The 24,787-nt window shown below is 52.7% G+C and carries 29 protein-coding genes; 1 reads left to right on the forward strand and 28 read right to left on the reverse strand.

Annotated elements, in window-relative coordinates; genetic code table 11:
* From THEAM_RS07375 to amrB, 17 genes are read right to left on the reverse strand one after another with little or no spacing between them, the layout of a single operon-like run.
* On the reverse strand, positions 1-1,092 hold the full coding sequence (locus tag THEAM_RS07375; protein WP_013538209.1) for a flagellar basal body P-ring protein FlgI: 1,092 nt from the start codon (positions 1,090-1,092) through the stop codon (positions 1-3).
* A gap of 12 nt (positions 1,093-1,104) precedes the next feature.
* Positions 1,105-1,800: a flagellar basal body L-ring protein FlgH gene (locus THEAM_RS07380; RefSeq protein ID WP_013538210.1), complete on the reverse strand. Its 696-nt coding sequence runs from the start codon at positions 1,798-1,800 to the stop codon at positions 1,105-1,107.
* The gene (flgA, locus tag THEAM_RS09475; RefSeq protein WP_013538211.1) at positions 1,755-2,720 is read right to left on the reverse strand and encodes a flagellar basal body P-ring formation chaperone FlgA; all 966 of its coding nucleotides are present in this window, start codon (positions 2,718-2,720) and stop codon (positions 1,755-1,757) included. The genes THEAM_RS07380 and flgA overlap by 46 nt, the downstream gene beginning before the upstream one ends.
* The gene (gene flgG / locus THEAM_RS07390) at positions 2,683-3,483 is read right to left on the reverse strand and encodes a flagellar basal-body rod protein FlgG (RefSeq protein ID WP_013538212.1); all 801 of its coding nucleotides are present in this window, start codon (positions 3,481-3,483) and stop codon (positions 2,683-2,685) included. Before flgG ends, flgA begins: the two co-directional genes overlap by 38 nt.
* 11 nt (positions 3,484-3,494) lie before the next feature.
* Entirely contained in the window at positions 3,495-4,211 is a 717-nt protein-coding gene (flgF, locus tag THEAM_RS07395) for a flagellar basal-body rod protein FlgF (protein ID WP_013538213.1), read from the reverse strand.
* Between the two features lie 3 nt (positions 4,212-4,214).
* On the reverse strand, positions 4,215-4,730 hold the full coding sequence (gene fliN / locus THEAM_RS07400) for a flagellar motor switch protein FliN (protein ID WP_041439540.1): 516 nt from the start codon (positions 4,728-4,730) through the stop codon (positions 4,215-4,217).
* Positions 4,636-5,679 carry a flagellar motor switch protein FliM gene (fliM, locus tag THEAM_RS07405; RefSeq protein WP_013538214.1) on the reverse strand — a complete coding sequence of 348 codons (1,044 nt, stop codon included), beginning with the start codon at positions 5,677-5,679 and terminating at the stop codon, positions 4,636-4,638. Before fliM ends, fliN begins: the two co-directional genes overlap by 95 nt.
* A gap of 19 nt (positions 5,680-5,698) precedes the next feature.
* Positions 5,699-6,733 carry a flagellar motor switch protein FliG gene (gene fliG / locus THEAM_RS07410; RefSeq protein WP_013538215.1) on the reverse strand — a complete coding sequence of 345 codons (1,035 nt, stop codon included), beginning with the start codon at positions 6,731-6,733 and terminating at the stop codon, positions 5,699-5,701.
* A gap of 10 nt (positions 6,734-6,743) precedes the next feature.
* The gene (locus tag THEAM_RS07415; protein WP_013538216.1) at positions 6,744-7,247 is read right to left on the reverse strand and encodes a YqhA family protein; all 504 of its coding nucleotides are present in this window, start codon (positions 7,245-7,247) and stop codon (positions 6,744-6,746) included.
* Entirely contained in the window at positions 7,248-8,621 is a 1,374-nt protein-coding gene (locus THEAM_RS07420) for an ArsB/NhaD family transporter (protein ID WP_013538217.1), read from the reverse strand.
* Positions 8,585-10,183 (reverse strand): AAA family ATPase, encoded by a 1,599-nt coding sequence (locus THEAM_RS07425; RefSeq protein ID WP_013538218.1) that lies wholly within the window; start codon positions 10,181-10,183, stop codon positions 8,585-8,587. The genes THEAM_RS07420 and THEAM_RS07425 overlap by 37 nt, the downstream gene beginning before the upstream one ends.
* Before the next feature lies 1 nt (position 10,184).
* Positions 10,185-10,769: a ribosome biogenesis GTP-binding protein YihA/YsxC gene (gene yihA, locus THEAM_RS07430; protein ID WP_013538219.1), complete on the reverse strand. Its 585-nt coding sequence runs from the start codon at positions 10,767-10,769 to the stop codon at positions 10,185-10,187.
* Positions 10,759-11,355: a TlpA family protein disulfide reductase gene (locus tag THEAM_RS07435; RefSeq protein WP_013538220.1), complete on the reverse strand. Its 597-nt coding sequence runs from the start codon at positions 11,353-11,355 to the stop codon at positions 10,759-10,761. The genes yihA and THEAM_RS07435 overlap by 11 nt, the downstream gene beginning before the upstream one ends.
* Positions 11,355-12,281, reverse strand: coding sequence for a thioredoxin-disulfide reductase (trxB, locus tag THEAM_RS07440; RefSeq protein WP_013538221.1), 927 nt, complete (start codon positions 12,279-12,281; stop codon positions 11,355-11,357). The genes THEAM_RS07435 and trxB overlap by 1 nt, the downstream gene beginning before the upstream one ends.
* Before the next feature lie 2 nt (positions 12,282-12,283).
* Complete coding sequence (trxA, locus tag THEAM_RS07445; protein ID WP_013538222.1) at positions 12,284-12,610, reverse strand: thioredoxin; 327 nt, start codon at positions 12,608-12,610, stop codon at positions 12,284-12,286.
* Entirely contained in the window at positions 12,594-12,878 is a 285-nt protein-coding gene (locus THEAM_RS07450) for an ArsR/SmtB family transcription factor (RefSeq protein WP_013538223.1), read from the reverse strand. The genes trxA and THEAM_RS07450 overlap by 17 nt, the downstream gene beginning before the upstream one ends.
* 43 nt (positions 12,879-12,921) lie before the next feature.
* Entirely contained in the window at positions 12,922-13,728 is an 807-nt protein-coding gene (gene amrB / locus THEAM_RS07455) for an AmmeMemoRadiSam system protein B (protein ID WP_013538224.1), read from the reverse strand.
* A gap of 79 nt (positions 13,729-13,807) precedes the next feature.
* On the opposite strand from amrB, the gene panD reads away from it, so the two are divergent.
* The gene (gene panD / locus THEAM_RS07460; protein ID WP_041439545.1) at positions 13,808-14,188 is read left to right on the forward strand and encodes an aspartate 1-decarboxylase; all 381 of its coding nucleotides are present in this window, start codon (positions 13,808-13,810) and stop codon (positions 14,186-14,188) included.
* 30 nt (positions 14,189-14,218) lie between these two features.
* Here panD and THEAM_RS07465 read toward each other — a convergent pair whose 3' ends face one another.
* From THEAM_RS07465 to THEAM_RS07515, 11 genes are all read right to left on the reverse strand, one after another.
* Positions 14,219-15,316, reverse strand: coding sequence for an inositol-3-phosphate synthase (locus THEAM_RS07465; protein ID WP_013538226.1), 1,098 nt, complete (start codon positions 15,314-15,316; stop codon positions 14,219-14,221).
* Entirely contained in the window at positions 15,317-15,718 is a 402-nt protein-coding gene (locus THEAM_RS07470; protein ID WP_013538227.1) for a hypothetical protein, read from the reverse strand.
* Complete coding sequence (ybgF, locus tag THEAM_RS07475; RefSeq protein WP_013538228.1) at positions 15,719-16,420, reverse strand: tol-pal system protein YbgF; 702 nt, start codon at positions 16,418-16,420, stop codon at positions 15,719-15,721. It lies immediately after the preceding gene.
* Entirely contained in the window at positions 16,420-17,493 is a 1,074-nt protein-coding gene (locus THEAM_RS07480) for an NAD(P)H-dependent flavin oxidoreductase (RefSeq protein ID WP_013538229.1), read from the reverse strand. The genes ybgF and THEAM_RS07480 overlap by 1 nt, the downstream gene beginning before the upstream one ends.
* Positions 17,490-17,981: a 2-thiouracil desulfurase family protein gene (locus THEAM_RS07485; protein ID WP_013538230.1), complete on the reverse strand. Its 492-nt coding sequence runs from the start codon at positions 17,979-17,981 to the stop codon at positions 17,490-17,492. Before THEAM_RS07485 ends, THEAM_RS07480 begins: the two co-directional genes overlap by 4 nt.
* Entirely contained in the window at positions 17,978-19,177 is a 1,200-nt protein-coding gene (locus tag THEAM_RS07490) for a M16 family metallopeptidase (RefSeq protein WP_013538231.1), read from the reverse strand. Before THEAM_RS07490 ends, THEAM_RS07485 begins: the two co-directional genes overlap by 4 nt.
* Complete coding sequence (gene purN / locus THEAM_RS07495) at positions 19,177-19,824, reverse strand: phosphoribosylglycinamide formyltransferase (RefSeq protein ID WP_013538232.1); 648 nt, start codon at positions 19,822-19,824, stop codon at positions 19,177-19,179. Before purN ends, THEAM_RS07490 begins: the two co-directional genes overlap by 1 nt.
* A complete protein-coding gene (purM, locus tag THEAM_RS07500) occupies positions 19,821-20,840 on the reverse strand; it encodes a phosphoribosylformylglycinamidine cyclo-ligase (protein WP_157629679.1) in 1,020 nt (339 codons plus the stop codon). The genes purN and purM overlap by 4 nt, the downstream gene beginning before the upstream one ends.
* Before the next feature lie 18 nt (positions 20,841-20,858).
* Positions 20,859-21,833: a 3'-5' exoribonuclease YhaM family protein gene (locus THEAM_RS07505; RefSeq protein WP_013538234.1), complete on the reverse strand. Its 975-nt coding sequence runs from the start codon at positions 21,831-21,833 to the stop codon at positions 20,859-20,861.
* A gap of 68 nt (positions 21,834-21,901) precedes the next feature.
* Positions 21,902-23,317, reverse strand: coding sequence for an NADH-quinone oxidoreductase subunit N (locus tag THEAM_RS07510; protein WP_013538235.1), 1,416 nt, complete (start codon positions 23,315-23,317; stop codon positions 21,902-21,904).
* Between the two features lie 10 nt (positions 23,318-23,327).
* Complete coding sequence (locus THEAM_RS07515; RefSeq protein ID WP_013538236.1) at positions 23,328-24,779, reverse strand: complex I subunit 4 family protein; 1,452 nt, start codon at positions 24,777-24,779, stop codon at positions 23,328-23,330.
* Between the last annotated feature and the right edge of the window lie 8 nt (positions 24,780-24,787).

Raw genomic sequence — 24,787 nt, forward strand, 5'->3', positions numbered from 1 at the left:
CTACATAATCACAATCTTTGCGTGAAGCTTCCCCGCCGCCTTCATCGCCTGAAGAATCGCAATAAGGTCTCTCGGGGAAACCCCCAACTGGTTCAACGCCTTTACAAGGTCCCTCAAGGAGGGGGAGTTTATACCGAATATCCTGCCGTTTTCCTCTTTAACCGTAGTTTTCACCTGTTGCGTTACAACGGTTTTCCCGCCGGAAAGGGGCGGTGGCTGAGAGATAACCGGAGTCTTTGTAACGGAAACGTAGATGTTGCCGTGGGAAACGTAGACCGGAGGGTCTATCTTTATGTCGCCGCTCATTATAACCGTGCCGGTTTTCTCGTAGATGACTATGGTGGGCTCGGGAACCGTGTTCACCTCAAGGTTTAAAACTTCCGAAATAAACTTCACCTTGTTCACACCTGCAGGGTAGTCAACCTTAACGGTTGCAGAATCTACAGCCCTTGCAAGGGGTTTCCCGAAATGCTCGTTTATCACCTGGGCAATCTCCGAGGCCAGGGTAAAGTTGGGCTGGTTCAAAGTCAGAACCAGCTGCTTCATCTGGGAGAGCTCAAAGGGAAGCGGCCTTTCCACTATTCCGCCGTTAGGGATAATACCGGCGGTCGGGAAGTTCTTCTGAACCTTACCGCCTTTATTTGACTCACTAAAACCTCCACCGGTTGAAACGGGCCCCTGCGCAAAGGCGTAAACTTTGCCGTCGGGGCCGAGCAGCGGCGTCCTGATGAGCACGCCGTTTGCGATACTCTTTGCGTCACCGAGGGAGGCCACCTCAACGTCGAAAGTCATACCCGGCTTGGCAAAGGGAGGGAGCTTGGCCGTAACTATAACCGCAGCGGCGTTCTTGGTTTTAACGGCCTTCGGGTCTACGTATATCCCCATCTTCCTGAGCATGTTGGCAATGCTCTGAAGGGTAAAAACGCTGGTCGTTCCGTCTCCGCTGCCGTTTAAGCCCACAACGATACCGTAACCTGTAAGGTAGTTGGGGCGCACACCCTCCACGTTTACAAGTGTAGATATCTTCACAAGGGCGCCTTGAGCGCCCGCAGAAAGGAGCAGAAAAAAGAGAACCGTAAGGAGTCTAATCAACACAGCACCCTCTTAAAACGGCCAGATTTTCGCAAGGAATCTCGCAAGCCAGCCGGGCCTGCTCTCCTGGTTGAAGTAGCCCTTTCCGTTGTACTCAACGTACATGTCGGCGATTTTCGAGGAGGGAACAGTGTTATCGGGCCCTATATCCTCCGGACGGACTATCCCCGAAATCCTCAAAACCTCCTCGTCGTCGTTTATCTTAACCACCTTCTTGCCCACTATGTAGAGGTCGCCGTTGGGGTAAACCTTAACCACACGGGCACTGATTGTTGCTATCAGCTTGGCGCTCCTTGAGGTTGAGCCCTTACCTGCAAAACTCTTGGATGGGGCAGTAGAGAACCCTACAAGGGGGTCTTTACTCCTTCCCGGGAAGGGCCTTCCGAAGAGAATCGGCTTCGAGACGCTCAAGTTGTAAGAGCTCTTCTTGGAAGTGTCGTTTTGAACCGAGCCGCTCCCCGAAAGGTTTTCGTAAACGGTGATGGTAACAACGTCTCCGACCTTGTGGGCCTTAGGGTCGGAAAAGAGGTTACTATAGCCGGTGAAGAGAGAACCGGGAGAAGGCTTGGGCTGGGGAATCTCCGGAGGCGGAGCGGCGGGAAAGGCAACAAGACTCCCCTTGTTACGGTCTGAGCCGCAGGAGCCTACTAAACTTAGAATCACTATTCCGACAAGAACTCCACCAAGCCTTCCCCAACGACCCTGCATCTTAGAACCTTTCCAGTTGAGATGTTTTTAACTCTTATTATATGCCCCTTAACGCCGTTGTCTAAAGCCACGCCCAGGAGCTCTATGTGAATGGGCCCGCTGTTGTAAACCACTTTAACCGGCATGTTCCTCTTAACGAGGAAGTTGGGCTTAAGCATCGTTGGCCTTATAATCTTGCCGCTGAGGATATCCGTTCTGGCTATGGAGCCCACAACCTCCTTAACCGAGTGGAAGGCGTTGTAAGCCTTCCTCGACGGAACGCTGGCGAGCTTCACCATTGTGGGAGTTATTTTCGTTCCCTTGGGTATGAGAACCGCCGCAACAACAACCTTTTCCAGCCTGTCTATCCTGACCGGTATCCAGACCTTCTTTACAACCTTACCGTTAACGAGAACTTGGTATATAAAGCGGGCGTAGCCGTTGCCTATGGAAACGAGGCGAAGCTCTTGGTCGTAGTGGGAGTAGGGAACCTGAACGGTTATTCTGGGAACGTAAAGAACCGTAAAGTCGGGGTAGTTCTCCTTTATGTAGCTCCTTATGAGCTCGGAGAGGCTATCTCCCCCCACCTTAGAGCAGGGAGTTTTTACAACAACCCGATTGGGGCCCTTTACCTCGATATCGCCCACTGTAAGCCCGTTCCTCTCAAGGTAAAGGGCTATCTTAGAGGCTATCTCTCTCTTTGAGATGGTCCTCTCGGAGCAGAGGGGAAGGTGGTTTAGAATCGGTATCTGTTTAAGGAGCTTCACCTCCTCTGGCGAGCCCACAACCGTTGCAAGCTGAGAAAGGTAAAGGGGAGCCCCTCCGGCGGTTACCTCCCCCTTAAGAATAACTTCGGCTCCCCGTGAAAGAGCGGGTATCAGAAGAAAAACCAGCAGGAGCAGGCTAAGTTTTAAGGCTTGCCACAGTCCGGAGCATCTCATCGGCGGCTATTATTCCTTTAGAGTTAATCTCGTAGGCCCTCTGGGCTACTATGAGGTTTACCATCTCCTCCACAATGTTCACGTTGGAGGCCTCGAGAAAACCTTGAGTCAGCTTTCCAAAGCCGTCGGTGTTCGGGTCTCCCTCTATCGGCTCGCCGGAGGCCTCGGTCTGAACGAAGAGGTTCCCGCCTATGGCCTTTAAACCTGCAGGGTTAATGAAACGGTAGAGCTTAATGGTGCCGGCCTCTTCGGTAACCTGCTGACCGCCGGTGTTCCTAACAACGTAAACCTTTCCGTTTGGAGAGATGGAGATGTTAACAACGGTCTCGGGGGCGCTTATCTGAATGTTGGGAGAGAGCCTGTACCCTTCCGGCGTAACGATGTAGCCCTCGTTATCCAGCTGGAAGTCTCCGGCCCTGGTGTAGGCCTCACCGCCGCCGGGAAGCTCAATCTTGAAAAAGCCCGGCCCCTGAATGGCCACGTCGAGGGGCTTATCGGTCTTTATCAGAGAGCCCTGGGTGAATATCTTACTGACGTCTGAAAGCTTCACCCCCAAGCCTATCTGGATGCCGGTGGGAACCCTGTTCTCCTCGGAACTCATCACGCCCGGGTCCCTGATATCCTGGTACATCAGGTCCTCAAAGTTGGCACGGGAACGCTTAAAGCCAACGGTGTTAACGTTAGCTATGTTGTTGGAAATCACATCGAGGTTGGTCTGTTGCGCCTCCATTCCGGAAGCGGAAGTCCAAAGGGCCCTTAACATGGCCACCTCCTTTAAACTTTTCCTATCTCGTTGGTCCTCAGGTCCACCTGGGCCAAAGCCCTGGTCAGGTTACCGTAAATCTCAAACCGGCGCTGAGCCTCGATAAGGTTCACCATCTCCTTAACGGGGTTAACGTTTGAGCCTTCAAGAAACCCCTGAAGGACCTCGGCATCTGTGGCGGTGGGGGCGCCCACTCCTTGGTAGTAGGAGTTACCTACGGGCTTCACTTTCGCAAAATCCACGATTTTCAAAACGCCCACCTGCCTATCACCTTCGAAAACCAGACCGTCGGGGGTAACAGTGACTTTACCGTTACCCGAGAGCGCTATCTCCTTACCGGAGATATCAAGAACCGGGTTGCCGTTCGCATCTACAAGAACCCCGTTTGCGTTAAGGGTAAAGTGGCCGTTTCTCGTGTAGAGCTCACCGTTGGGAGTTTTGACCGCAAAGAAGCCCCTTCCCTTCAGGGCAAGGTCAAACGGTGAATCAGTCTTCCTCAGGGGGCCTTCAGAGAGAACAACCTGGGTAGACTTAAACCGGGGGAATATGAGCATGTTGTAGGCGTCTGAGCCGTTGGGGGGAACGTGCTGAGACATCTCCTCTTCTATTATCCGCTTAAAGCCGGGAGTGTTCACGTTGGCAAGGTTGTTCGTGGTTGTGTCAAGCTGTTCGAGGGCCCTCTCACCTCCCGCAGCGAGCAGGTAGATGGTTTGGGTATCTACAGCCATAACCTACTCCTCAAGGAGTTTAAAGCGCTCTTCGGGGGTTATTATCTGGATAATCTCTACTCCGTAAGAGTCCTTAACGGTGTAGAGCTTCCCCTTCGCAACGAGCTTCCCGTTTATCTTTATATCAACGGGCTCATCTATAAACCTGTCGAGCTCAACAACGCTGTTTGCGTGGAGCTTTATAATCTCCTCTAAGGGGAGCTTCGTAGAGCCCACCTCAACGCTGATTTCCAAGGGGATATCTTTCAGCAGCTCAAACTTCTGGTCACACTTTTCAACTTCTGACTCACTATTCACACCGGAGGTTGACTCGCCTTCCGGCTGGGGCTCGGAGCCCCCCTGCTGAGCTTCAAGGGCAGCGGCCCAAGCAGCGGCAAGGTCCTCCTGAGACTCTCCCGAAGAGTCGGAAGCTCCCTCTTCGTCCTCAGGAGCGCTCTCTGCTGCTTCCTCCTGCTGAGCTTTGAGAGCCTCCTCCCACTCCTTGGCCAGCTCCTCCTGATTCTTCTCCTCTTCCGCCATCCCCTTCTCCGTTGATAAAGTCGTAAACTAAAGCGGCGTATCTGTCCTTAACTTTTCCAAGTTTAGCATAAAACTTCGGGCTCTCCTCTACGTATAATTTAAGTAAGTCCCCCTTAGAGACGTCAAGCTGCAGCTTATCCCCCTCCTTCCAGCTTAAAACCTCCTTTACCGAGAACTTCTTCCTCGTAAGCTCGAGCCAAACCCTGAGGTTTGTCTTCAGCAACTTCTCACCCAGGTGCCTAATCCACACCGGGTCCTTCTCGGCAAAGAGGGATTCGGAGAAGATAAGGTCCTTTATCGGCATAAACATGCCGTAGGGGAAGCAGAAAAAGAAGGGAGCTTCATACCCTTCTATATCCATAGAACACTCAACAACTATAACCTTCTCGTTACCGGAAACTATGCGGGCAAGGGCCGGGTTCAGCTCGATACTCTTCATTTCAACGGTTATGGGGTAAACCTCCTTCCAAACCTGCTCAAAGTCCTCAAGGGCTATCTTGACGATATCCTGAATAATCCTCATCTCGAGCTTCGTAAACTCCCGCCCCTCAATTTTGAAGGGCTTTGCCGGCCCGCCGAACATAACGCTTATAACAACGAAAACCAGCCTGGAGTCCAAAACAAACAGGAAGTTCTCCTTAAAGGGCTTCATGGAGACTATGGTGTAGCTGGCGGGCATGGGAATCTTCGCAAGGAAGTTGTTGAACCGGGTTATGTAAACCGACTCCTTAGAGACCATCCCGACCTGCGGAACGAGCCGCCTCACGTCCTCTCGGTAAATCTTGACCCACCGTTCAATCAGGAGCTCAAGGCCGGGAACACCGCCCTTCTTTATGTGCTCTACCTGGGAGAAGTCAAAGGGGACTACTTCGGGCTTACTCTCCTCCTTCTCCTCCCCTCCTCCGAGGAGGGCGTCTATCTCTTCCTGAGAGAGGAACTCCTCAGACACTAAGCCTCCCTTTTACCGGTTAGACGAGCTCTTCCGCCCCACCAAGCTCTATTTTCCCTTCTTCTGCAAGCTTTTTAATTATAGCAATGACCTTCTTGCGGGCCTTTTCAACCTCGGATTTCTTAACGGGACCAAGGGCCTCAAGGTCTTCAAGGAACATCTGAGCGGCCCTCTTAGACATGTTGGAGAGGAACTTGTCCAGTATCTCCTGAGGAGCCCCTTTGAGGGCAAGGAGGAGGTCGTTCTTGTCAACGGCCTTGAGGATTTCAATAATCGCCCTATTGTCGAGCTTGATGATGTCTTCAAACTTGAACATCCGCTCTTCAATGGCATCCGCAAGGGAGGGGTTCTCCTTGCGAATCTCCTCGAGGAGCTCGTTTGCAACCTCTTTCGGCAAGTTGTTAACAATTTCGGCAGCTATATCTATACCGCTTAGGGTCTTCTCCTTACCGGCACCTATGCTGGCAAGCTCGTCTTCCAGAGCCTCGGTAACGATTTTGAGGGTCTTCATCGAAATCTTCTCAAGCTGGGCGAGCCTCTTTATAACCTCTTCCTGAACGTTGGTAACGCCCAAACGCTTCGGGAGGTACTGGATAACTTCGGCTGCCTTCATCGGAGGGAGCTGGGAGAGGATTATGGCTATTATCTGGGGGTGCTCCTTCTCTATGAGCTTCGCTATGAACTTGGGGTCCATCTTCTGGAGCTCCTCAAAAACGACCTTGCCGGCCTCGCTCATCATCGTCTCTTCAAGAAGCTCCTGGAGCTTATCGGGGGGTAGAGCCTTTTCAAGCAGGCGGCGAAGCTCCTCGGGCGCCGTCCTTAAGGGAGCAATCTCGGCCAGCTCCTCGTAGGCCTCCTTCAAAACCAGCTTCACCATATCCTTCTTTATGGCCCCGAGGGTGAGAATCGTTTTGGCTATCTTGTTGAGCTCGTGCTCTTTTAACCGTTTTATAACCTCAACCGCAACGTCTTCCGGCAGGGTGAGGATGAGTATCGCAGCCTTCTGAGCCCCCGTTATCCGCTCGGTTTTGTGGTGCTTCTCTTCCTTTGCCATTCAAGCCGCCTTAGTGTTTTTTATGGCTGAAGTAGAGGGCAAGAGCAAGCATCAACACTCCCGCAGCAAGGTAGAGGGTCTGCAGGGGCGTTTCGTACTTGATGTGAATCGCGTACTTGAAAAACGTTACGATTAGAACCATTAAAACTACTTTTGCAAGCTTCTCCTTCAGGTCGTCGAGGTTGTGAATTGCAAGAAGCTTGGAGTGCTCGTCGCTCTCGGCCTCGTCGATTTTACTGATGAAGAGCTCGTAAAGACCCAAGGAGAAGATGATGAGAACAGTGGCAATGAGGTAGAGGTCTATGGCGCCCACTATGGCGCCCACAAGCTCCTCGTGCTCGTGGGCACCCAGGTGGAACCCGCTGTGGAAGAGGTGGTAAACCGGAAGAACAATCTCGTAAGAGGCAACAATAAAAAGCCCGAAGGCGGCAAAGAGCGAGAATATAACCGCCAGAATCACCATCCAACGGGTTCGCCAAAGGAACCCTTCGAACACCCTCTCAAGCCACTTCACTTACAGCCCCCCGAACACCGCGTGTTCTACGTAGAAGAGAAGTATAGCAGTTATAACCGTTACGGCAGCAACGGGGGTTCCGTACTTCATAAACGTAAAGAAGTTAATCTTGTAGCCGTTACGCTCGGCTATGTCGGCGGTAACTATGTTGGCCGACGCCCCTATAAGGGTGAGGTTTCCGCCCAAACAGGCCCCCAAGGAGAGAGCCCACCAGAGGGGGTCCATAACGGAGCCCATCTGCATCTCCATACCTTTAAGGACGTAGGCCATAGACATCGTAAAGGGAATGTTATCCACGAAACCGGAGATAACTGCAGATACAAAGCCTACAAGGATTATACCCTCGTGGATGTTGTTACCGATGGCCTCTATGAGCCACTTGGCGGCAACTTCGAAAACGCCGTTAACCTCAAGGGCTCCCACAACCATGAAGAGTCCCATGAAGAAGATGAGGGTTGTCCACTCCACCTTCTCCAGTATCCAGGCCGGAGAGAGGCCGCTGATGAGGGCAAGCACCGTTGCCATGAAAAGGGCAACAACTCCGGGCTCAAGCCCTATCTGGTGACCGACTATGAAGAGGAGTATGGTAACGAGGAAGACCCCTACGGACTTTTTCATGAGCTTCCTGTCGAGGAGGGACTCATCCACCTTACCCGAGAGTATCTCCTCAAGCTCTTCAGCCGTTGCCTGAGCCTTGAGGAACCCTCCCTTCGCCATCATAAGGTGCATAACTATAAGGCCGAGGATAAAGGCGAGTATCGCGTAAGGTGCAACCTCTTTCAGGAAGTCGTTGAAGGTTTTGCCGGCTATACTGCCGATGATGATGTTGGGTGGGTCACCGATAAGGGTTGCGGTTCCTCCGGTGTTGGAGGCAAGGACTATGGCTATCAGGTAGGGTATAGGGTTGAGCTTCAGCTTCTCGGCTATGTTAATCATAACCGGAGCCATGAAGAGAACCGTTGTAACGTTATCGAGGAAAGCGGAAAAGAGGGCGGTAAGCAGCGAGAAGACCCAGAGCACCCTCGTAGGTGAGCCTTTTGTTATCTGAACTGCCTTTGCGGCAACCAAGTTGAAGAAGCCACTTTTACCCATAACGGTAACTATGTTCATCATTCCAAAGAGCAGGAGTATGGTGTTCTGGTCTATCGCCTCCCAGGCCTTCTCCGGCGTAATAACGCCGATTACTAAAACGAGGGAGGCTCCGATTAGGGCCGCTATGGTCCTGTGAAAGAACTTTTCAAGGAGAATCATCGCGTAGGTGAGGATAAAGAGCAGAACCGAGAGCTCTGCAAGCTCGGCCTTTGAAAGGTGCAGGTGAAACGCCTCTATGAGGCCGCCTACGGTTGACTCTGCGGAGTGTCCACCGTGTCCCATCTCTCCTCCCAGTGTTTTATAAGGTCTCTTGCCGCCTGAAGTGCTCCGGAAGTCAGCTTACCGGATATCATAACGGCAAGCTCTTCCTCTATTTCCCGACCCGTCAGCTCACGAACCGAAACCCGGCCGCCCTTGAGCTTTTCCAGCTTGAAAACTCTGTCGGCCGCGGCCACAACCTGCGGCGAGTGACTGACGGCAACAACCTGCTGTTTCGAGGCTATCTCTTTTAACTTTTCGGCAACTTTCCTCAGGATTTTACCCGACATACCGGCATCTATCTCGTCGAAGACAACGGTGGCACCCGGCAGAGAAGTGATGGAGAGGAGTATAAGCAGGAGTCGGGAGAGCTCCCCGCCGGAAATGGAGACCGAAAGGGGGGCGGGCGGAAGCTTCGGGTTACCGGAGAAGAGGAAGGTAACCTTTTCCCTCCCGTAGGGTTGGAACTCTTCCTCCGGAGTAAGCTCCACCGAGAAGGTTGCCTCCTCAAGGCCGAGCTCCTTGAAGGCCTTTAGAACTTTTCTCTCAAGCTCCCGGGCCCCCTTCTTCCTCGCCTCGGAGAGCTTTAAGGCAGCCTCCTTAAGCTCCCCCTTAACCGCCTCGAGGCTGCTCTGGAGCTCCTCGATTTCGAAGTCGAGGTTCTCAAGGCGGGCAAGTCTCTCTTTGGCAGTTTCCAAAAAGCTCTTTATATCCTGCAAGGTGTTGCCGTACTTCCTCTTCAGCCGCTCTATCTGGTAGAGCCGCTCCTCTATTTCATCGAGGGTGAAGTCTGTGTCGGGGGGTTCAAGCTCCCTCTCTATCTGGGAGATAACAGACTCAAGCTCGTAGTAGATATTAGAGAGCCTCTCTGCAATCTCGGGGAAGAGACCTATAGATTCGAACTTTGAGAGAACGGAGCCTATCTGTTCAAAGGCCGAGTTCTCGGCCGTATAGAGGCGGTATAGGGCCTCTTCTCTGAGCTCCTTGAGCTCCTGGGCCTTTGAGACGGAGATTTTAAGGTTAAGGAGCTCCTCCTCCTGCTCAAGGAGGGGCAGGGCCTCTTCGAGCTCCTGAACTTGGAACTTGAGGAGGTCGAGCTCCCTCTCCCTGGCCTGAAGCTCCTTTTGGGCCGCCTCGAGTCGGGAGAGCTTCTCCCGGTAATCCCTGTAGAGCCTCTGGTACTCCTCGAGGAGGGCGAGGGAATCCGAAACCGTATCGAGGACTTTAAGCTGGTAGGAGGGTTTCAAGAGCTCAACCGCGAGCCGCTGAGACTGAAAAACGACCTTAGGCTCAAGGAACTCCTTAACTTTAGAGGCCGGAACCCGCATTCCGTTGAAGAAGTAGCGGGAACGGCCCCTCTTTACCTCCCTTCGGAGGGTGGTCTCTTCCTCAGAGTCGGTAAACACGGCTTCTACGAAGCTCCCCTCCGAAACAACCCCTACCTTCTCGCCCTTCAAGAAGAGTATAGAGCTGAGGAGGAGGGACTTTCCCGTTCCCGTTTCGCCTACAAGAACGTTAAAACCGGGGTGAAAGTCGAGCTCACCGGTTATAGAGCCGAACTCTGAGAGGCGAAGCTCTGCAAGCATCTTAAGACTCTATGTAGTTGAAAATCTCTCTGAGGAGGACCTCCCTTCCCTCTCTGGTTTTTGCAGAGAAGGGAATGACCTTGAAATCACCGCCTCCGAGGGCCTTCTTTATCCGCTCTTCAAGGTTCCTCCTCTGGGAGGCCTTGAGCCTGTCCACTTTCGTGGCAACAACCGTATAGGGTATGCCGAAAAAGTCGAGCCACTCCTTCATCTGAAGGTCCTTCTCGGTGGGCCCGACTTTGGAATCCACCAGGAGGAAAACCCCCTTGAGCCTATCGCGCCCTTTAAGGTAACTCTCTATGAGCTCCCTCCAGCGCTGCTGCTCCTTCAGGGGAACCTTTGCAAAGCCGTAGCCGGGCAGGTCAACGAGGAAGAACCTATCGTTAACAAGGTAGAAGTTGATGGAACGGGTCTTCCCCGGCTGAGAGCTCACCTTGGCCAGCTTGAAGTTGTTGGCCACCGCGTTCAGCAGGGAGGACTTCCCCACGTTCGAGCGGCCCACAAAGGCCACTTCGTTGTAGGGAGTTTGGGGAAGCTCGTCTGGGGTGTAAACCGTTTTGTAAAGCTGAACCTTTTTAACCTTCATGGCCCGACTGGTTGCCGTCGTCCTCTTTCAGCAGTTTCTCAACCGCCTTCTGGAAGAGCTCCTCGTAAGAGGGAGCGAAGCCGACTTCGTAGTAAACTATCTCTCCCTTCTTGTTTATGAAGTAGGTTTGGGGGATAGAATCAAGGCCCGTAATCTTTCCGGCGTAATTAACCCAAGCCTTCTCGGGCGCCGGTCCCACAAGGTAAGAGAGCTTCATCTTCTCAACAAAAGGCTTAAGTTCCTGAGGGGGCCTTCCGGAGTAGTCAACAGACAGGCCTATAACCACAACCTTTCCGTTGTATTCTTTGTAAATCTTGTTAAGAACGGGCATCTCCATCCTGCAGGGAGGGCAGTAAGTCCCGAAGAACTGAACTATGACAACCTTCCCCTTAAAGTCGGAAAGGTGATGCTTGTGGCCGTTCACGTCGGTAAAGGTGAAGTTGTAGGCTTTCGGGTACTCGGCAGCAGAGCTTTGGGTGGGCTTTGTCTCCTCCTTTACCGTAGAGTGACTGCTGGGAGCCTCCTTTTGGCACCCTGCAAGGAAGAGGGAAGTGAGAACTGCGGCGGTTAGAAGCTTTCTCATCATTATCCTTCCTTCTCCTCAAGGTATTTTGTTGCAGACATGGCGGCAACGGCTCCGTCTGCTGTAGCCGTGACCACCTGCTTCAAAGGTTTGTGCCTAACATCTCCCGCGGCAAAAAGGCCGGGGGTTTTAGTCTTCATCTCCTCATCGGTGATTATAAAACCCTGCTCGGTGGTTTCAACAAGGTGGGCAACGGGAGCAACGTTGGGTTCGTTGCCGATAAAGATGAACACGCCGTCGACGGGAAGCTCGCTCTCCTGACCAGTAACGGTATCCCTCAGGGTCAGGGATTCAACGAAGTCCTTCCCGTTAATCGAAACAACAACCTTATTCATAATAGGCTCAATCTTATCGTTCTTTGCAACCCTGTCCTGGATAATCTTAACGGCCCTGAACTTATCCCTACGGTGGATAAGGTAAACCTTGTTGGCAAACTTCGTAAGGTAAAGGGCCTCCTCAAGGGCAGAGTCGCCGCCGCCTACAACGGCTACGGTTCTGTCTTTAAAAAAAGCTCCGTCACAAACGGCACAGTAGGAAACGCCCCTTCCGAGGAACTCAACCTCTCCCGGAACACCCAGCTTACGGGGAGTAGAGCCAGCTGCCCAGATAAGGGTTTTCCCCTTAAACTCACCTGCATCGCTCTTAACGGTAAAGAGCTCCCCGTCGAAATCGACAGAAGTAACCGGAGCGCCGCTTTGAATTTTCGCCCCGAACTTCTCTGCATGCTGTCTCATCTTCTCGGAAAGCTCAAAACCTGTAATCCCTTCGTAGAAACCGGGATAGTTCTCTATCTGTTCCGTTATGAGCAGCTGGCCGCCCGGCATCATCTGGTCGAGAATGAGGGTATTCAGCTGGGAACGGCCGGCGTAAATGCCGGCAGCAAGGCCAGCAGGCCCGGCTCCGGCTATAAGAACGTCGTAGATTTCCATACTTACTCCCCGAGAACCCTTTCAATCATGTTCTCGAAAACTGCCTTAGGCTGAAGGCCCACCTTAACGTCGGCAACCTCTCCGTTTACAAAGAGGATAACAGTGGGAATACCCCTAATGCCGTACTGCATTGCAACCATGGGGAGCTCGTCGGTGTTCACCTTAACAACTTTAACCTTGCCGGCGTACTCCTGGGCAAGTTCATCGATTGTAGGAGCAAGCATCCTACACGGACCGCACCACGGAGCCCAGAAGTCTACGAGAACCGGAATATCGGACTGAAGAACTTCCCTTTCAAACTCCTCAACGGTTTTAATCTCCTGCGCCATTACCTACCTCCTTCTCCAGTAGTTTAAGTATTTCTATAACTACGGGCATCTCTACCCGGTAACAGGTTTTCACGCCGTCCTTCCTGAAGGATATAATCCCGGCATTCTTCAGTATGTTTATATGCTGAGACACCGTAGGTTGCGGAACTCCAATCTCCTGCCATATATCCTTAACGCACTTCTCTCCGTCTGCAAGGTACTCAACAATCTTCACCCGTGTAGGGTGGCCCAAGGCCTTAAAAATCTCCGCTAAACGCTCCTCCCTCACTTAAAGACCCCTGGCTGAGAATTTTCAGCTAATTCTATCATAGTCAATATATGATTATTCCGGCGTAGCCTACCACCTGGTCGTAGTCGCCGGTAACGTCACCGGAAGTTCTGTAGTCTACAAGCTCCGCCCCTTGAGCGCCGAGGAGCTTTGCAGCAACGAGCCCAACAGTAGCCGGAATAACGCCGCACATGGTTATGTTGTAAGCGTGAACCCTCCTGTAGAGCTCCTCGGGGTTGAGGTCGAGGATAGCATCTATGGCAAGGGAGTCGAGCCTCTTGGCCTCCTCTTGAGAGACGTAGTGGGAGAAGTCGGTGCTTATAACCATAAGGGCGTCTTCTCTGTCTGCCAATACCTGGGCGAGGGCCTCTCCGGCCGCAACACAGTCTCTGTAGGGGAGGTGCTGGAACACAACGGGAACTATGGAAAGTTCCTCGTTAAACCCCGAACAGAACTGGAGAAACGGCACCTGAACCTCAAGGGAGTGTTCGTATATATGGGCGGAAGGGTCCGCCTCGTAAGGGTAGCGAGAAGTAAGCTCGGAGGCTATTTCTCCGTTTACGGGAACCTCTCCGAGGGGGGTTACCCAAACACCTTCCGGGTAAACGGAAGCAGGCCTTCCCAAACCTGTGTGGTTCGGACCCATAATCACGTTAACCTCGGGGATAACAACCCTGCTGTAGGTTGCTCCCGCAACGGCACCGGAGTAGATATAGCCTGCGTGGGGAACTATAACGGCCTTCGCCTTGATTTTGGGAACGTCGCGCCTACAGAAAGAGCTCAGGTAGAGCTTCAATTCCTGAGCCGTCCCCGGGTAGAACTGTCCTGCAACTGCCGGGTATCTAACCATCTCTCCCTCCGTTTCACTGTTTGTTAGCTCTCAAATGAAAACTATATTTAACCGTGGAAAAATCCAGCGGGGTCAGAAGATGAAGAGGATAATGTTTAAATCCAAAATCCACAGGGCAACCGTAACCGGCGCCGACCTTAACTACGAAGGCTCCATAACCATAGACTCCGAACTCCTCAAGCTGGCAGACATACTCCCCTACGAGAAGGTGGACATCTACAACGTTACAAACGGTGAGCGCTTTTCCACGTACGTAATTCCCGGAGAGCCCGGAAGCGGCGAAGTGTGCCTGAACGGAGCCGCGGCGAGGAAAGTTCAAAAGGGAGACATAGTAATAATAGTGAGCTACTGTGAGCTCTCAGACGAAGAGGCGAGGAAGTTCCAACCCACCGTGGTTCTCGTAGACGAAGAGAACAGGCCGGTTAAAGTTACAAGAAGCTCCGGCGGAATCTTAGTTTAAGTGAAACGGGGAGAGGGTCTCCCCGTTTATCTACCTTTCAACCTCACCGGCGATAAACTTCTCAACAAGCTCCTTGGCCTTCCAGTCGGGGTACTGAACCGGCGGGTGCTTCATGGTGTAAGCGGAAATGGAGTAGAGAGGTCCGGCTATACCCCTGTCCATGGCCAGTTTGGCACACCTTATGGCGTCTATGGCCGAACCCGCACTGTTGGGGGAGTCTTCAACCGAGAGCTTCAGCTCTATGTACATGGGAACATCGCCGAAAAGCCTACCCTCAAGCCTTATGTAGGCAATCTTGTTATCCTTCAGCCACGGAACGTAGTCGCTGGGCCCGATGTGGATGTTATCGTCGGGGATGGGGTGGGGAATTAGTGAGCGAACGGCCTCGGTTTTGGAAACCTTCTTGGTTTTAAGCCTCTTCCTCTCAAGCATATTGAGGAAGTCGGTATTACCCCCGAAGTTGAGCTGATAGGTCCTGTCTATGGGCACACCCCTATCGGCCATCAGCGTTGCAAGAACCCTGTGGGTTATTGTTGCCCCCACCTGAGACTTTATGTCGTCTCCTACTATGGGAAGGCCTGCGCTTTTAAACTTCTCCGCCCACTCGGAGTCGGAAGCTATAAACACGGGGATGCAGTTCACAAAAGCGCAGCCCGCCTCAAGGGCACACTGGGCGTAAAAGCGGGTAGCCTCCTCAGAGCCTACCGGAAGGTAGTTAACGACAACCTCCGCTCCGCTCTCCTTTAAAACCTTAACAACGTCTACGGGTTCCTTATCGGCGGGAACGAAACGCTGGTCTTCCGGGTAGTCGAGCATATGCTCGGCAAAGCCGTCCATCACCGGCCCCATCTGAACTTCAACGCCCATCTCGGGAACGTCGGGGCAGAAAACGGTGGTACAGTTGGGCTTCTCAAAAATGGCCTTACTGACGTCCTTTCCCACCTTCCTTGCGTCGATGTCGAAAGCGGCAACCACCTCTATATCCCAGGGCTTGTAGCCGCCTATATCAAAGTGCATAAGGCCGTCTATCTCCTCCTGGCTCTTACCCTGGTAGTAGTAGATACCCTGAACCAAGGAGCTGGCGCAGTTCCCGACACCGACTATTGCAAGTTTCACTTTCCTTGACATCTACTCTCCTCCCGCTTCTGTATCTGGGGTCTTACCGTACTTGCTCGCATAAGCTTTAAACTCTTTTAACTTATTTTCCAGGTCGTCTACCAGCTTTTCAAGCTCTTTAACCACTTCGGGAAACTTCGACGCAAGTGATTCTACTACATCGGAGATAATCCTCTCCCTCTCCTCTTCGGAGAGGTACCTCTTGTTCCGGAGGGCATCCTCTATAATGGCCATCTCAAGAAGCCCGAGAATGAGTAGAAGCGGGTTCAGATTCTCCGTATGGAACCGCTGTTTCAAAACTTCGATAACGGTTTGGTAGTTGCTGTCGGGCCTGCACTTGGTCGCCTCAAGGTTTATCCAGAGCTCAAGAGCCCTGCAGGCCAATCCTTTAATCGCCTTCTCATCTATCTCCATCTACTGCTCCAGTTCCATTAATTTTACTTTAGCTATGCTCGCCTCGGGAGTTCCGGGATACTTATCTATAACCTCCTTCAGAATCTCCTTAGCCTTCTGGGTATTACCCATTCCCCTGTAACAGAGGGCGAGCTTCAGCATGGCAGCCGGCACCTTGTTGCCGTTGGGGTACTTGTCTATAACCTGCTGGAAGTAGTTGGCAGCGGTCTGGTAGTCGTTGTGGGAGTAGTAGATTTCCCCAATCCAGTAGAGAGCGTTATCGGCAAGGTCGCTGTCGGGGTACTGCTGAACGAGCTGCTCAAAGAGCTGCTGGGCCTTATCGAAGTTACCGGCCTCCATTGCGTCGAAGGCCTGTCTGTAAAGGTCTTTGGCGCCGAACTGAACAACAGTCTGTTTGGAAGAGGAGCCTCCCACCGGAGCAGAGGGGGCCGAGGAGACAGATATCTGAGACAAGGTCTGCTTTACGTTCTCACACTCCTTCTTGAGGTCGAATATCTGCTGTTCGTTCGAAGCGGTTTTATCCTCGAGCTTCGAAACCCTCTCCTCTACAGAGGAGAGCCTCCTCTGGTTTCCTTCAACCTGAGCCTTAAGGGCCTGTATCTGAGCCTCAAGCTGGTTGAAGTCGGTCTTTGCTCCCTGCTGAGGAGCACACCCGGCTAACACTGCAGCTGTAAAAAGGGCAGCAAAAACGGCCTTTTTCATTATTCCTCCCCGAAGTTTAGGTTCCGCCTTTCAAGCTCTCTCTCACACTCGGTAACGAGCTCCTCTATGAGCTCCTCAACCGAGTACATTCTGTTTACCCTACCTACGTTACTGCCGGAGAAAACCAGTCCTTCTTCAACGTTCCCGGAGACCGATTTCAGGAGAACATCGGCTATACAGTATATAGAATCCTCTCCGGAACAGGTTTTCAGACAGTTAAAGGGACACTTGTGGGGAATCTTCCCCTCCCTCTCGAGCCGCTCTGTAAACGGGTTTCTCACGGCGTGAGCCGGCATACCCACCGGGCTCTTTATGTATATGGAATCCTCGGGCTTTGCCTGTATTATGTAGTCTTTAAAGTTCTGGTGGGCATCGCACTCGTAGGTGGCTATGAAGCGGGTGGCTATCTGAACCCCTTTGGCCCCCATCTTAAAGGCCCTTGCCATGTCCTTACCGTCGAAGATGCCTCCTGCGGCTATAACGGGAATGTCAACCGCCTCAACTATCGAGGGGAGGATATCCCACAGGCTATCGAGGGTGCCCAGATGCCCACCGGCCTCTCCGCTCTCTACGATAACGGCAGCAGCACCGAGCCTCTGAGAGAGCTTGGCCCCCTTCGGTGTGGCGACTATTTCTACAAGGGGAACGTCGAAGGTGTTACAGATTTTAAACACGTCCTTACCGAAACCCGCCCCCTGAATGATGAGGTCGGCGCCTGCGTCTATAGCCGTCATCAGCAGTTCGTAGAAGTGGGTAAGGGCGTACATGATGTTAACGCCTATTATACCGTTGGGAGCAAGCTCCTTGGCCTTCTTGATTTCGCGGGCAAGTTCGTGAGCGTAGTGGTAGGGCTTCAGGCCAACGCTCTCAACGTCTATACCCTTACAGGTGGTTTTCATGGGCTTCGAGCGGTCTTTCTCGTGGAGCAGAACGGCAGAGATAACGCCGATACCGCCGGCGTTGGCAACGGCAGCGGCGAGTTTGTGGAGGGAGACCTTTGCTCCCATACCTCCCTGAATTATGGGGTACTTGGGCTCAAGGTTTTTAATTCTCAGTTTCGGCAGTCTGCTCATTGAAGCTCCTTTATCAGTTTTTCTATCTCTTCGGTCTCTTCTGAGGATAGAATTTTAAATCCTTTTGAGGAAAGGAGGGCCGCCGTTACCCCCATTCCCTCTCTGAGAGTATCGTCATCAAAGTTGTAAATTTTCCTCACTCCGCAGGAGGGGCTCTTCTCCTTCAGAATACAAGCCGCAACCCCGGAGCCCAGCAGCTCTGCGGCGTAAAGGGTCTGGTAGGCTCCCCTCAGGAAGTTGTCGGTCACGTCTTTGAAACGGCCGTCAACCGTGATGACTCTGGCCTTGCCGGCCAGAACGTCGGAGCCGCAACCTCCCCATATCTTTGCAGGAGGGCGGGGAGTGGGAAGTCCTCCGAGCTGTTCCGGGCACACCGGGACAACAAGGCCCCTTTTAAAGGCCTCAACAACAGCTTCGAGCCTGTTGTTCCCCCCGTTGTACTTGCAGTCGAAGCCCACGAGGCACGCACTAACAATCAACCTCTTCACCTTTCCCTCACCGTTACCTGGTGGTATGGGGAGGTTGAAAGGGTATAAGCAGCCTCCCGGAGCTGTTGAAGGGTAACAGATTTAACAAGGTCAAGGAACTTTTCATCGTAGTCGGCGCCGAGTCCGAGAGCCTCCCAAAAACCCAAATACCAAGCCCTGCGGGAGCGGCTCTCGTGGTCGAGGAGGTAGGTTCCCTCAAAGTAGCGCACGGCCCTCTCAAGGTGCTCTTCGGTTATGAGGTCGGGCAGGCTCCTCAGCAGGTTACCCAGGTCCCTTTCAAGCTTCCCCTCCTTCTCGGGGGAAGTTCCCACGTAGAGGAGAAGCCGGGCAGTTGAGAGCCTGCTCGGGTAGAGGGAGCCCGTAGAGTAGGCATAGCCCCTCTTCTCCCTGAGTTCCTGAAAGAGCAGGGAGCCTATCCCCTCACCTATTACGGTGTTGAGGAGCTTGTAAACCGGGTAGAGGGGATGGTTAACAGGCGGAGCTTCAAACGCAATCATGACAAAGGTTTGAGCGGAACCGGCCCGGTTAACAACTTCTACAACGGGCTCTTTTATGGGAGCCTCAAAAACCGGCCTGGAAACCGACGCCGAGGGGAGCTGCTCAAGCAGGGCGGCGACCCTGTCGAGCTCTTTAGCCTTACCCGAAAGGGCAAGGACGCTACCCTCGGGGAAGAAGGTAGAGAAGTAGTAGTCGCGGGCTCCGTCGGCCGTTACCGAGGATACACTCTCTACCGTTCCGTAGGGCATACGGCCGTAAGGGGTCTCCCTGTAGGTGAGCCTCATAAGCTCCTCGTACGCAAGCGTAAAGGAGCTCTCGCTTTTTGAGCGTATTGAGGCGATTAGGGCTTCCTTCTCAACGGCGAAGCTCTCTTGCTCAAAACAAGGGTTCAAAGCAGTCTCAACGAAGAGCTCGAAGTAGGGCAGGGTGTACTCTGAAACCAGCTGAAACCGAAGTGCAGAGTAGTCTAAGGAGACTTCGGGAACGAAGGCACTCCCCATAGGGTCCTGTAAGGTAGCAAACTCAACGAGAGAGCGCTTCGAGCTCCTTTTAAAGGCCGAGCGAAGGGCAAGCAGGGTGATTCCCTCTACCGGCTCAACAGAAGCTCCGGCAGGTGTAAAGAGGGCAGCTGCAAGTAGCTCTACCGTTGGGTCTTCGTGGAAGAGAAGCTTGAGTCTGCCGGCCTGCAGAAGCTCCATCAGAAATCCTCCAGTGCCGGAACGGCCGGAAGGGAGTTGTAGTCTGCCCCCTCAACAACCACCTTCCTCCCCTCTCTCTTCACCCTGCCGTCGGCAAACCACTTAACAACCTGAGGGTAAAGCCTGTGCTCCCAAGGCAACACCTTATCCGCCAGCGATTCAGGCGTATCCTCGGGCGACACGGGAACGGCACACTGAGCCACTACGGGGCCGGTATCTACCCCCTTATCGACAAGGTGAACGGTAACCCCCGAAATTTTCACCCCGTAAGTTACCGCCTGCCAGTGGGGCTTCAGCCCCGGGAAGGAGGGGAGGAGGGAAGGGTGAATGTTGAGAACTCTGTCGGGGAAGGCGTCTACGAAAAGGCCCGAAACAAGTAGGTTGTAACCTGCAAGGCAGATAAGGTCTGCCCCTACTCTCTTTAGAATTTCCACAAGGCGTCTGTCGTAGTCTTCCCGGCTGGGGAAGGAGAAGGGGTCAACGTAAATCCAGTTAACGCCGAGCTTCTCGGCTCTTTGAACCGCCTCGGCAGTTCGCCTGTTCACAATGAGAAGGGCAAACTCGGCGTTAATCTTCCCTTCAAGAATGGCCCGGGCAATGGCCTCAAAGTTTGAGCCCCTTCCGGAGGCTAAAACGGCAACCCTCATTTCAAAACCACTCGCCCCCTTCCCTCTACAATCTCTCCTATCCTGAAGACCTTCTCGCCCATTTCCGAAAGTAGCTGCCGTGCCCTGTCGGCGTGCTGGGGAGAGACGATAACAACGTAACCTATCCCCATGTTGAAGGTTTTAAACATTTCCTCTTCCGGAACGTTACCTTTTTCTTGGATAAACTTAAAGATAGGTAGAAAGGGCCAACTCCCCTTCTCGATTACGGCATCTACCCCCTCAGGGAGAACCCTGACAAGGTTACCCGGAATACCCCCTCCGGTTATGTGGGCCATCCCCTTAACGGGAACCTCTTCAAGGAGCTTCAAAACGGACTTAACGTAAATCCTGGTAGGCTCTAAAAGGGCTTCGTAAACTTTGGAGTGAAGCTCCTCAACGTAGTCATCAACCTTCAAACCGAGAACCTCAAAAAAGAGCTTCCTCACCAGAGAGTAGCCGTTACTGTGGATTCCCGAAGAGGCAAGGCCCAAAACCACATCGCCGGGAGATATACTCTCTCCGGTAACGTAATCCTCCCTCTCAACAACTCCCACCACAAAGCCGGCAAGGTCGTACTCCCCTTCGGGGTAAAAGTCGGGCATTTCGGCCGTTTCCCCGCCTATAAGGGCACAGCCGGCAATCTCACACCCCTTTGCAATCCCTTTAACAACGTCTGCTGCAACATCTACAGAGAGCTTCCCGGTGGCAAAGTAATCGAGGAAGAAAAGGGGTTTGGCCCCCACTGTGAGGATATCGTTAACGCACATGGCAACGAGGTCTATTCCCACCGTATCGTGAACGTTGGCCATCTGAGCAACTTTTAACTTGGTTCCCACACCGTCGGTTCCCGAGACCAAAACGGGCTCCCTGTAGCCCTTAGGCATCAAGTATCCGGCTCCAAAGCCACCTATACCGGCAAGAACGTTGGAGTCAAAAGTCCTCTTGGCAAAGGGCTTTATCCTCTCAACCAGAGTCTCTCCGGCCTCTATATCAACACCGGCATCCTTATAAGTCAGCTGTCTCTTCTCCATCACCTACTCCCCGTAGTTAAATTCTCCGTCAAAATATATTGGAACCTCAAAGGCAAAGTGTCTGCGGGTCCACCCCTTACCGGCTCCCAGCTCCCTCTCTATAAACTCCTCAAACCCCTTAACCCTTGAATCGAGGGCATCTGCATAGGCAAGAGCTACGGCCTCAAGAGTTTTAGGCATCTTCGGAGAGCCGTGCTCGTACTTACCGTGGTGGGAGAGAATACAGTGGAGGAGCTTCACCTTCAGCTCCCGGGGGAAACCCTCCACCTGGGCAATCTTCTCGGCAACCATCTCACAGCTCATGTAGAGGTGTCCCAAGAGCATCCCTTCGGTGGTAATCTCTATGGAAGTTCCCACCCTGTACTCGTGAACCTTACCGATGTCGTGGAGGATTGCGGCCGCTATGAGAAGGTCCCTATCGATGCTCTTGAACCTCCTGGCAACGGTCTCACATATCTCACAGACGGACAAGGTATGCTCAAGGAGGCCGCCGATGCAGGCGTGGTGAATCGTTTTACCCGCCGGCGTCTTTAAGAAGAGCTCCACAAAATCGTCGTCGTAGAAGAACAGCTCAAGGAGCTTCTTCAGGTAAGGGTTCTTCACGCTCTCTATAAGCTCAAGGAGCTCTGTAAACTGCTCATCTATGGAGTAACGGCTGACAGAAACAAACTTATCGGAGCTGTACTCACCGGGCTCAGCCTTACGAATCTCCTTCAGCTTGGGCTGCAAGCTCCCCTGGAAGTACTCCACATGGCCCGAAACGTAAACAACGTCTCCCTTCTGAAACTGGGTGAGGTCGGCGTCCTTTGGAGGCTTCCACCAAAGGGCGGTAAAGGTGCCCGTTCTATCGGAGAGAATGAGCCTTAAAAAGGGTTCGCCGGTCCTGTGCTTCCTGATTTCAACGTTTTCAACGAAGAAATAACCGGAGAACTCGGCCCCTATGGGCAGAGAGTAGAGGTCCCTTACAAACGAATCCAAAACATCTCCCCTGATTAATTTGTGGGTGTGAGGGAATTATAAAGAAAAGGGAAGGGAGAACCCCTCCCTTAGAAGCCGACCTTAGCGGCGTAAACGGCAGAAGCGTTGAGAACCGGCGTAAGCCAAATACCGAGAACGATGAGAAGAACGGCCATTACCGCAAGGGGAATCAGAACGAAGTTCTTCTTCGGAGAGTCGTTTATAGGCTTATCTAACGTAGGCTCCTCAAGGTACATCTGCTTGGCTATCCAGATGTAGTAAGCCACAGAGAAGGCACTGTTCAGCAGACCGATAAGGGCAAGCCAGGTCATTCCGGCATCAACGGCGGCAGTGAAAACGAAAACCTTACTGATAAAACCGGCCATCGGAGGAACACCGGCCAAAGAGAGCAGGAATATGAGGAACAGGGCCGCAAGGAGGGGTTCCCTCCTACCGAGCCCCTTGTAGTCGTCCATAGTCCTTGCTCCCCAGATAAAGAGGAAAACGGCGAAACAGAGGAACGCGGCAGTTTTCATAAACACGTAGGCAACAGAGTGGTAGAGGATACCGGTAACGCTAACGGGAACAGAAAGGGCTGCAAAGGCAACAAGGGTGTAACCGGCGTGGGCAACCGAAGAGAAGGCCAGAATCCTCGAAACCCTCTTCTGGGCAAGCGCAAGGAGGTTACCAACGGTCATGGTAACCGCGGCGATAACCGCAAGGATAAGGGTAAACTCCTTGGAGATAACGGGAATGGCCTCGTATATAACCCTCATAAGCCCGATAAAGGCCGCACTCTTAGAGATACCCGTCAACAGGGCTGCAACGCCCGGGCAGGTGCCGTCGTAAACGTCCGGACCCCAGAAGTGGAACGGAAATGCGGTGAGCTTAAAGCCGAAACCGGCAAATATGAACACGGCGGCAAGGGCAACAAGGGGGTCCTTAAAGAGGTTCTTGGCAAGGGCAGCAAACTCAAAGCTCCCGGTCATTCCGTAGAGGAGGGATATACCGAACAGCATAAACCCGACGGCAAGGGCGCCGTTGAAGAAGTACTTAACACCCGCCTCTAAGGAGGTGTCGTCGAAGGCAAACAGAACCATAAGGTAAGTGGGCATAGTCATAAGTTCCATCGCAATAATAAGGGAGACGAAGTTCTCGGCCGAGATGAGCAAGAGGGCTCCGGCCGTGGAAATCATAAGGGCGCCTATCAGCTCGTTGACGAACTTGTCCTTTTCGGTAATCCAGTAGATGACCAGCATGGTCATCCAAGAGGCAACCAGAACCATTCCTCCTATCAGGCGGGAAACGTCGTCGGTTACGAAGAAGCTGTTGAGAATGGACCTACCCTGGTCCGAGATGATGACAAGGAAAAGGGATACCACGTAACCTATACTGGAGATAATGGCTCCGAGGATTCCGGATATCCTGAAGACCCTGTTGATAACCGGAAGGAACGCTCCGGTTAGAGCCAGAATCATTACTGCTGCTAAGAAGTTAATGTTCACCGGCTACCCCCTACTTAAAGAGTTGTGCAAACGTGTTAACTACAGGGTTATAGAGGTTAAATACAACCGCCGGAATAACACCGACCAGTATGAAAGCTGCAATGTACATGGCAAGCGGGACGTTTTCTACGAGGGGAAGCTCCTTAAGACTCTTAAGGTTCTCAAACCCTTCCCTCAGCGGACCGAACACTGCCCTCTGGAGCATCCACATAAAGAACCCTGCACCGAGGGCACTCGCAAGGGGAACAATAATCATAATCCAGCCGTAGTAGTCAAAGGCGGCGAGCATTACGGTCAGCTCACCGACGAAACCGGCCGTTCCGGGAAGACCGACAGCTGCGAGAACCCCTATAACGAACATCGTCATAAGGCCCGGTATCTTCTTCATAAGGCCGCCGAGCTCGGAGATGTACCAGGTGTGGGTTTTATGGTGAATGTAGCCTGCAATCATAAAGAGCAGAGAGATTATCAGGGCGTGTCCCACCATCTCGTAAATCGCTGCCGAAATCCCAGCGGCAGTTAAAGAGGCAAGCCCCAGAAGAACAAAGCCCATGTGGTTAATTGAGGAATAGGCAACCATCCTCTTTATGTGGTCTTCGGCCAAAGCCCTGAAACCGGCGTAGAAGATGGTGAGAACGGCTATAAAGGCCATCAGCGGCGCAAAGAACTTACTGGTTTGAGGGAAGAGGAAGAGCTCCCACCTTAAAAGTCCGTAGGCACCCATTTTAAGGAGCAATCCTGCAAGGAATACGGAGATAGGAGAGGGTGCCTGAACGTGGGCATCGGGAAGCCAGGTGTGGAACGGAACAACAGGCATCTTTACAGCAAAGCCTATAAACATCAGAATCCAAACGAGCTTCGCAATCTCCGGCGAGAGGTGAACACCTACCAGTTTCTCAAACTCGAAAGTTCCGGTGGAAAGGTAGAGAACGATAATGCCCAGTAGGAGGAAAACGCTGGCCAAGTGGGTGTAGATAAAGAACTTCATTGCGGCGTAGATTCTGTTTTCGGCACCCCAAATACCGATGTGGAAGAACATCGGCACCAGGGTAAACTCCCAGAAGATAAAGAACCAGAGCAGGTTGAGAGAGGCGAAAACGCCCACCATCGGCCCAAGGAAGATGAGAACCAGGAAGAAGAAGGCGCCCGGCCTCTCTACGTGCCACGAAGAGAGGGTGACCGTAATGGCCAGGAAGGCCGTAATGGCGATTAAAACGAGAGAGATGCCGTCTACGGCCAAGTGCAGGTTAAAGTCAAACGGAGGGTATATCCTGTAGAACTCGTGGAAAGCGAAACCGTTACCGTTACCGGGATACTTAACAAGCAGGTAAGCCGTACAGAGTGCCAGAAAAGCTCCCACGGCAAGGGAGAGGTACTTGGGTAAATCCTTATGAAGCCGCTCTCCCAACCAGGCGAAAGGCGCCACCAGAACCGGGAGCAGTATCATACTCAGCAGAACCATCTACTCCT

This window comes from Thermovibrio ammonificans HB-1 (genome assembly GCF_000185805.1).
GTDB lineage: Bacteria > Aquificota > Aquificia > Desulfurobacteriales > Desulfurobacteriaceae > Thermovibrio > Thermovibrio ammonificans.

What these genes read in the sequence shown, in the direction of transcription:
- THEAM_RS07490 (WP_013538231.1), bottom strand. Translation starts at nt 19,177, where the DNA reads ATGGAGCTTCTGCAGGCCGGCAGACTCAAGCTTCTCTTCCACGAAGAC.
- ybgF (WP_013538228.1), bottom strand. Translation starts at nt 16,420, where the DNA reads ATGAAAAAGGCCGTTTTTGCTGCCCTTTTTACAGCTGCAGTGTTAGCC.
- trxB (WP_013538221.1), bottom strand. Translation starts at nt 12,281, where the DNA reads ATGGAAATCTACGACGTTCTTATAGCCGGAGCCGGGCCTGCTGGCCTT.
- fliN (WP_041439540.1), bottom strand. Translation starts at nt 4,730, where the DNA reads ATGGCGGAAGAGGAGAAGAATCAGGAGGAGCTGGCCAAGGAGTGGGAG.
- THEAM_RS07470 (WP_013538227.1), bottom strand. Translation starts at nt 15,718, where the DNA reads ATGGAGATAGATGAGAAGGCGATTAAAGGATTGGCCTGCAGGGCTCTT.
- panD (WP_041439545.1), top strand. Translation starts at nt 13,808, where the DNA reads ATGAAGAGGATAATGTTTAAATCCAAAATCCACAGGGCAACCGTAACC.
- THEAM_RS07435 (WP_013538220.1), bottom strand. Translation starts at nt 11,355, where the DNA reads ATGATGAGAAAGCTTCTAACCGCCGCAGTTCTCACTTCCCTCTTCCTT.
- flgG (WP_013538212.1), bottom strand. Translation starts at nt 3,483, where the DNA reads ATGTTAAGGGCCCTTTGGACTTCCGCTTCCGGAATGGAGGCGCAACAG.
- THEAM_RS07420 (WP_013538217.1), bottom strand. Translation starts at nt 8,621, where the DNA reads ATGGGACACGGTGGACACTCCGCAGAGTCAACCGTAGGCGGCCTCATA.
- flgF (WP_013538213.1), bottom strand. Translation starts at nt 4,211, where the DNA reads ATGGCTGTAGATACCCAAACCATCTACCTGCTCGCTGCGGGAGGTGAG.
- THEAM_RS07425 (WP_013538218.1), bottom strand. Translation starts at nt 10,183, where the DNA reads ATGCTTGCAGAGCTTCGCCTCTCAGAGTTCGGCTCTATAACCGGTGAG.
- purN (WP_013538232.1), bottom strand. Translation starts at nt 19,824, where the DNA reads ATGAGGGTTGCCGTTTTAGCCTCCGGAAGGGGCTCAAACTTTGAGGCC.
- THEAM_RS07380 (WP_013538210.1), bottom strand. Translation starts at nt 1,800, where the DNA reads ATGCAGGGTCGTTGGGGAAGGCTTGGTGGAGTTCTTGTCGGAATAGTG.
- fliG (WP_013538215.1), bottom strand. Translation starts at nt 6,733, where the DNA reads ATGGCAAAGGAAGAGAAGCACCACAAAACCGAGCGGATAACGGGGGCT.
- yihA (WP_013538219.1), bottom strand. Translation starts at nt 10,769, where the DNA reads ATGAAGGTTAAAAAGGTTCAGCTTTACAAAACGGTTTACACCCCAGAC.
- trxA (WP_013538222.1), bottom strand. Translation starts at nt 12,610, where the DNA reads ATGGCGCAGGAGATTAAAACCGTTGAGGAGTTTGAAAGGGAAGTTCTT.
- flgA (WP_013538211.1), bottom strand. Translation starts at nt 2,720, where the DNA reads ATGAGATGCTCCGGACTGTGGCAAGCCTTAAAACTTAGCCTGCTCCTG.
- THEAM_RS07480 (WP_013538229.1), bottom strand. Translation starts at nt 17,493, where the DNA reads ATGAGCAGACTGCCGAAACTGAGAATTAAAAACCTTGAGCCCAAGTAC.
- THEAM_RS07515 (WP_013538236.1), bottom strand. Translation starts at nt 24,779, where the DNA reads ATGGTTCTGCTGAGTATGATACTGCTCCCGGTTCTGGTGGCGCCTTTC.
- amrB (WP_013538224.1), bottom strand. Translation starts at nt 13,728, where the DNA reads ATGGTTAGATACCCGGCAGTTGCAGGACAGTTCTACCCGGGGACGGCT.
- THEAM_RS07465 (WP_013538226.1), bottom strand. Translation starts at nt 15,316, where the DNA reads ATGTCAAGGAAAGTGAAACTTGCAATAGTCGGTGTCGGGAACTGCGCC.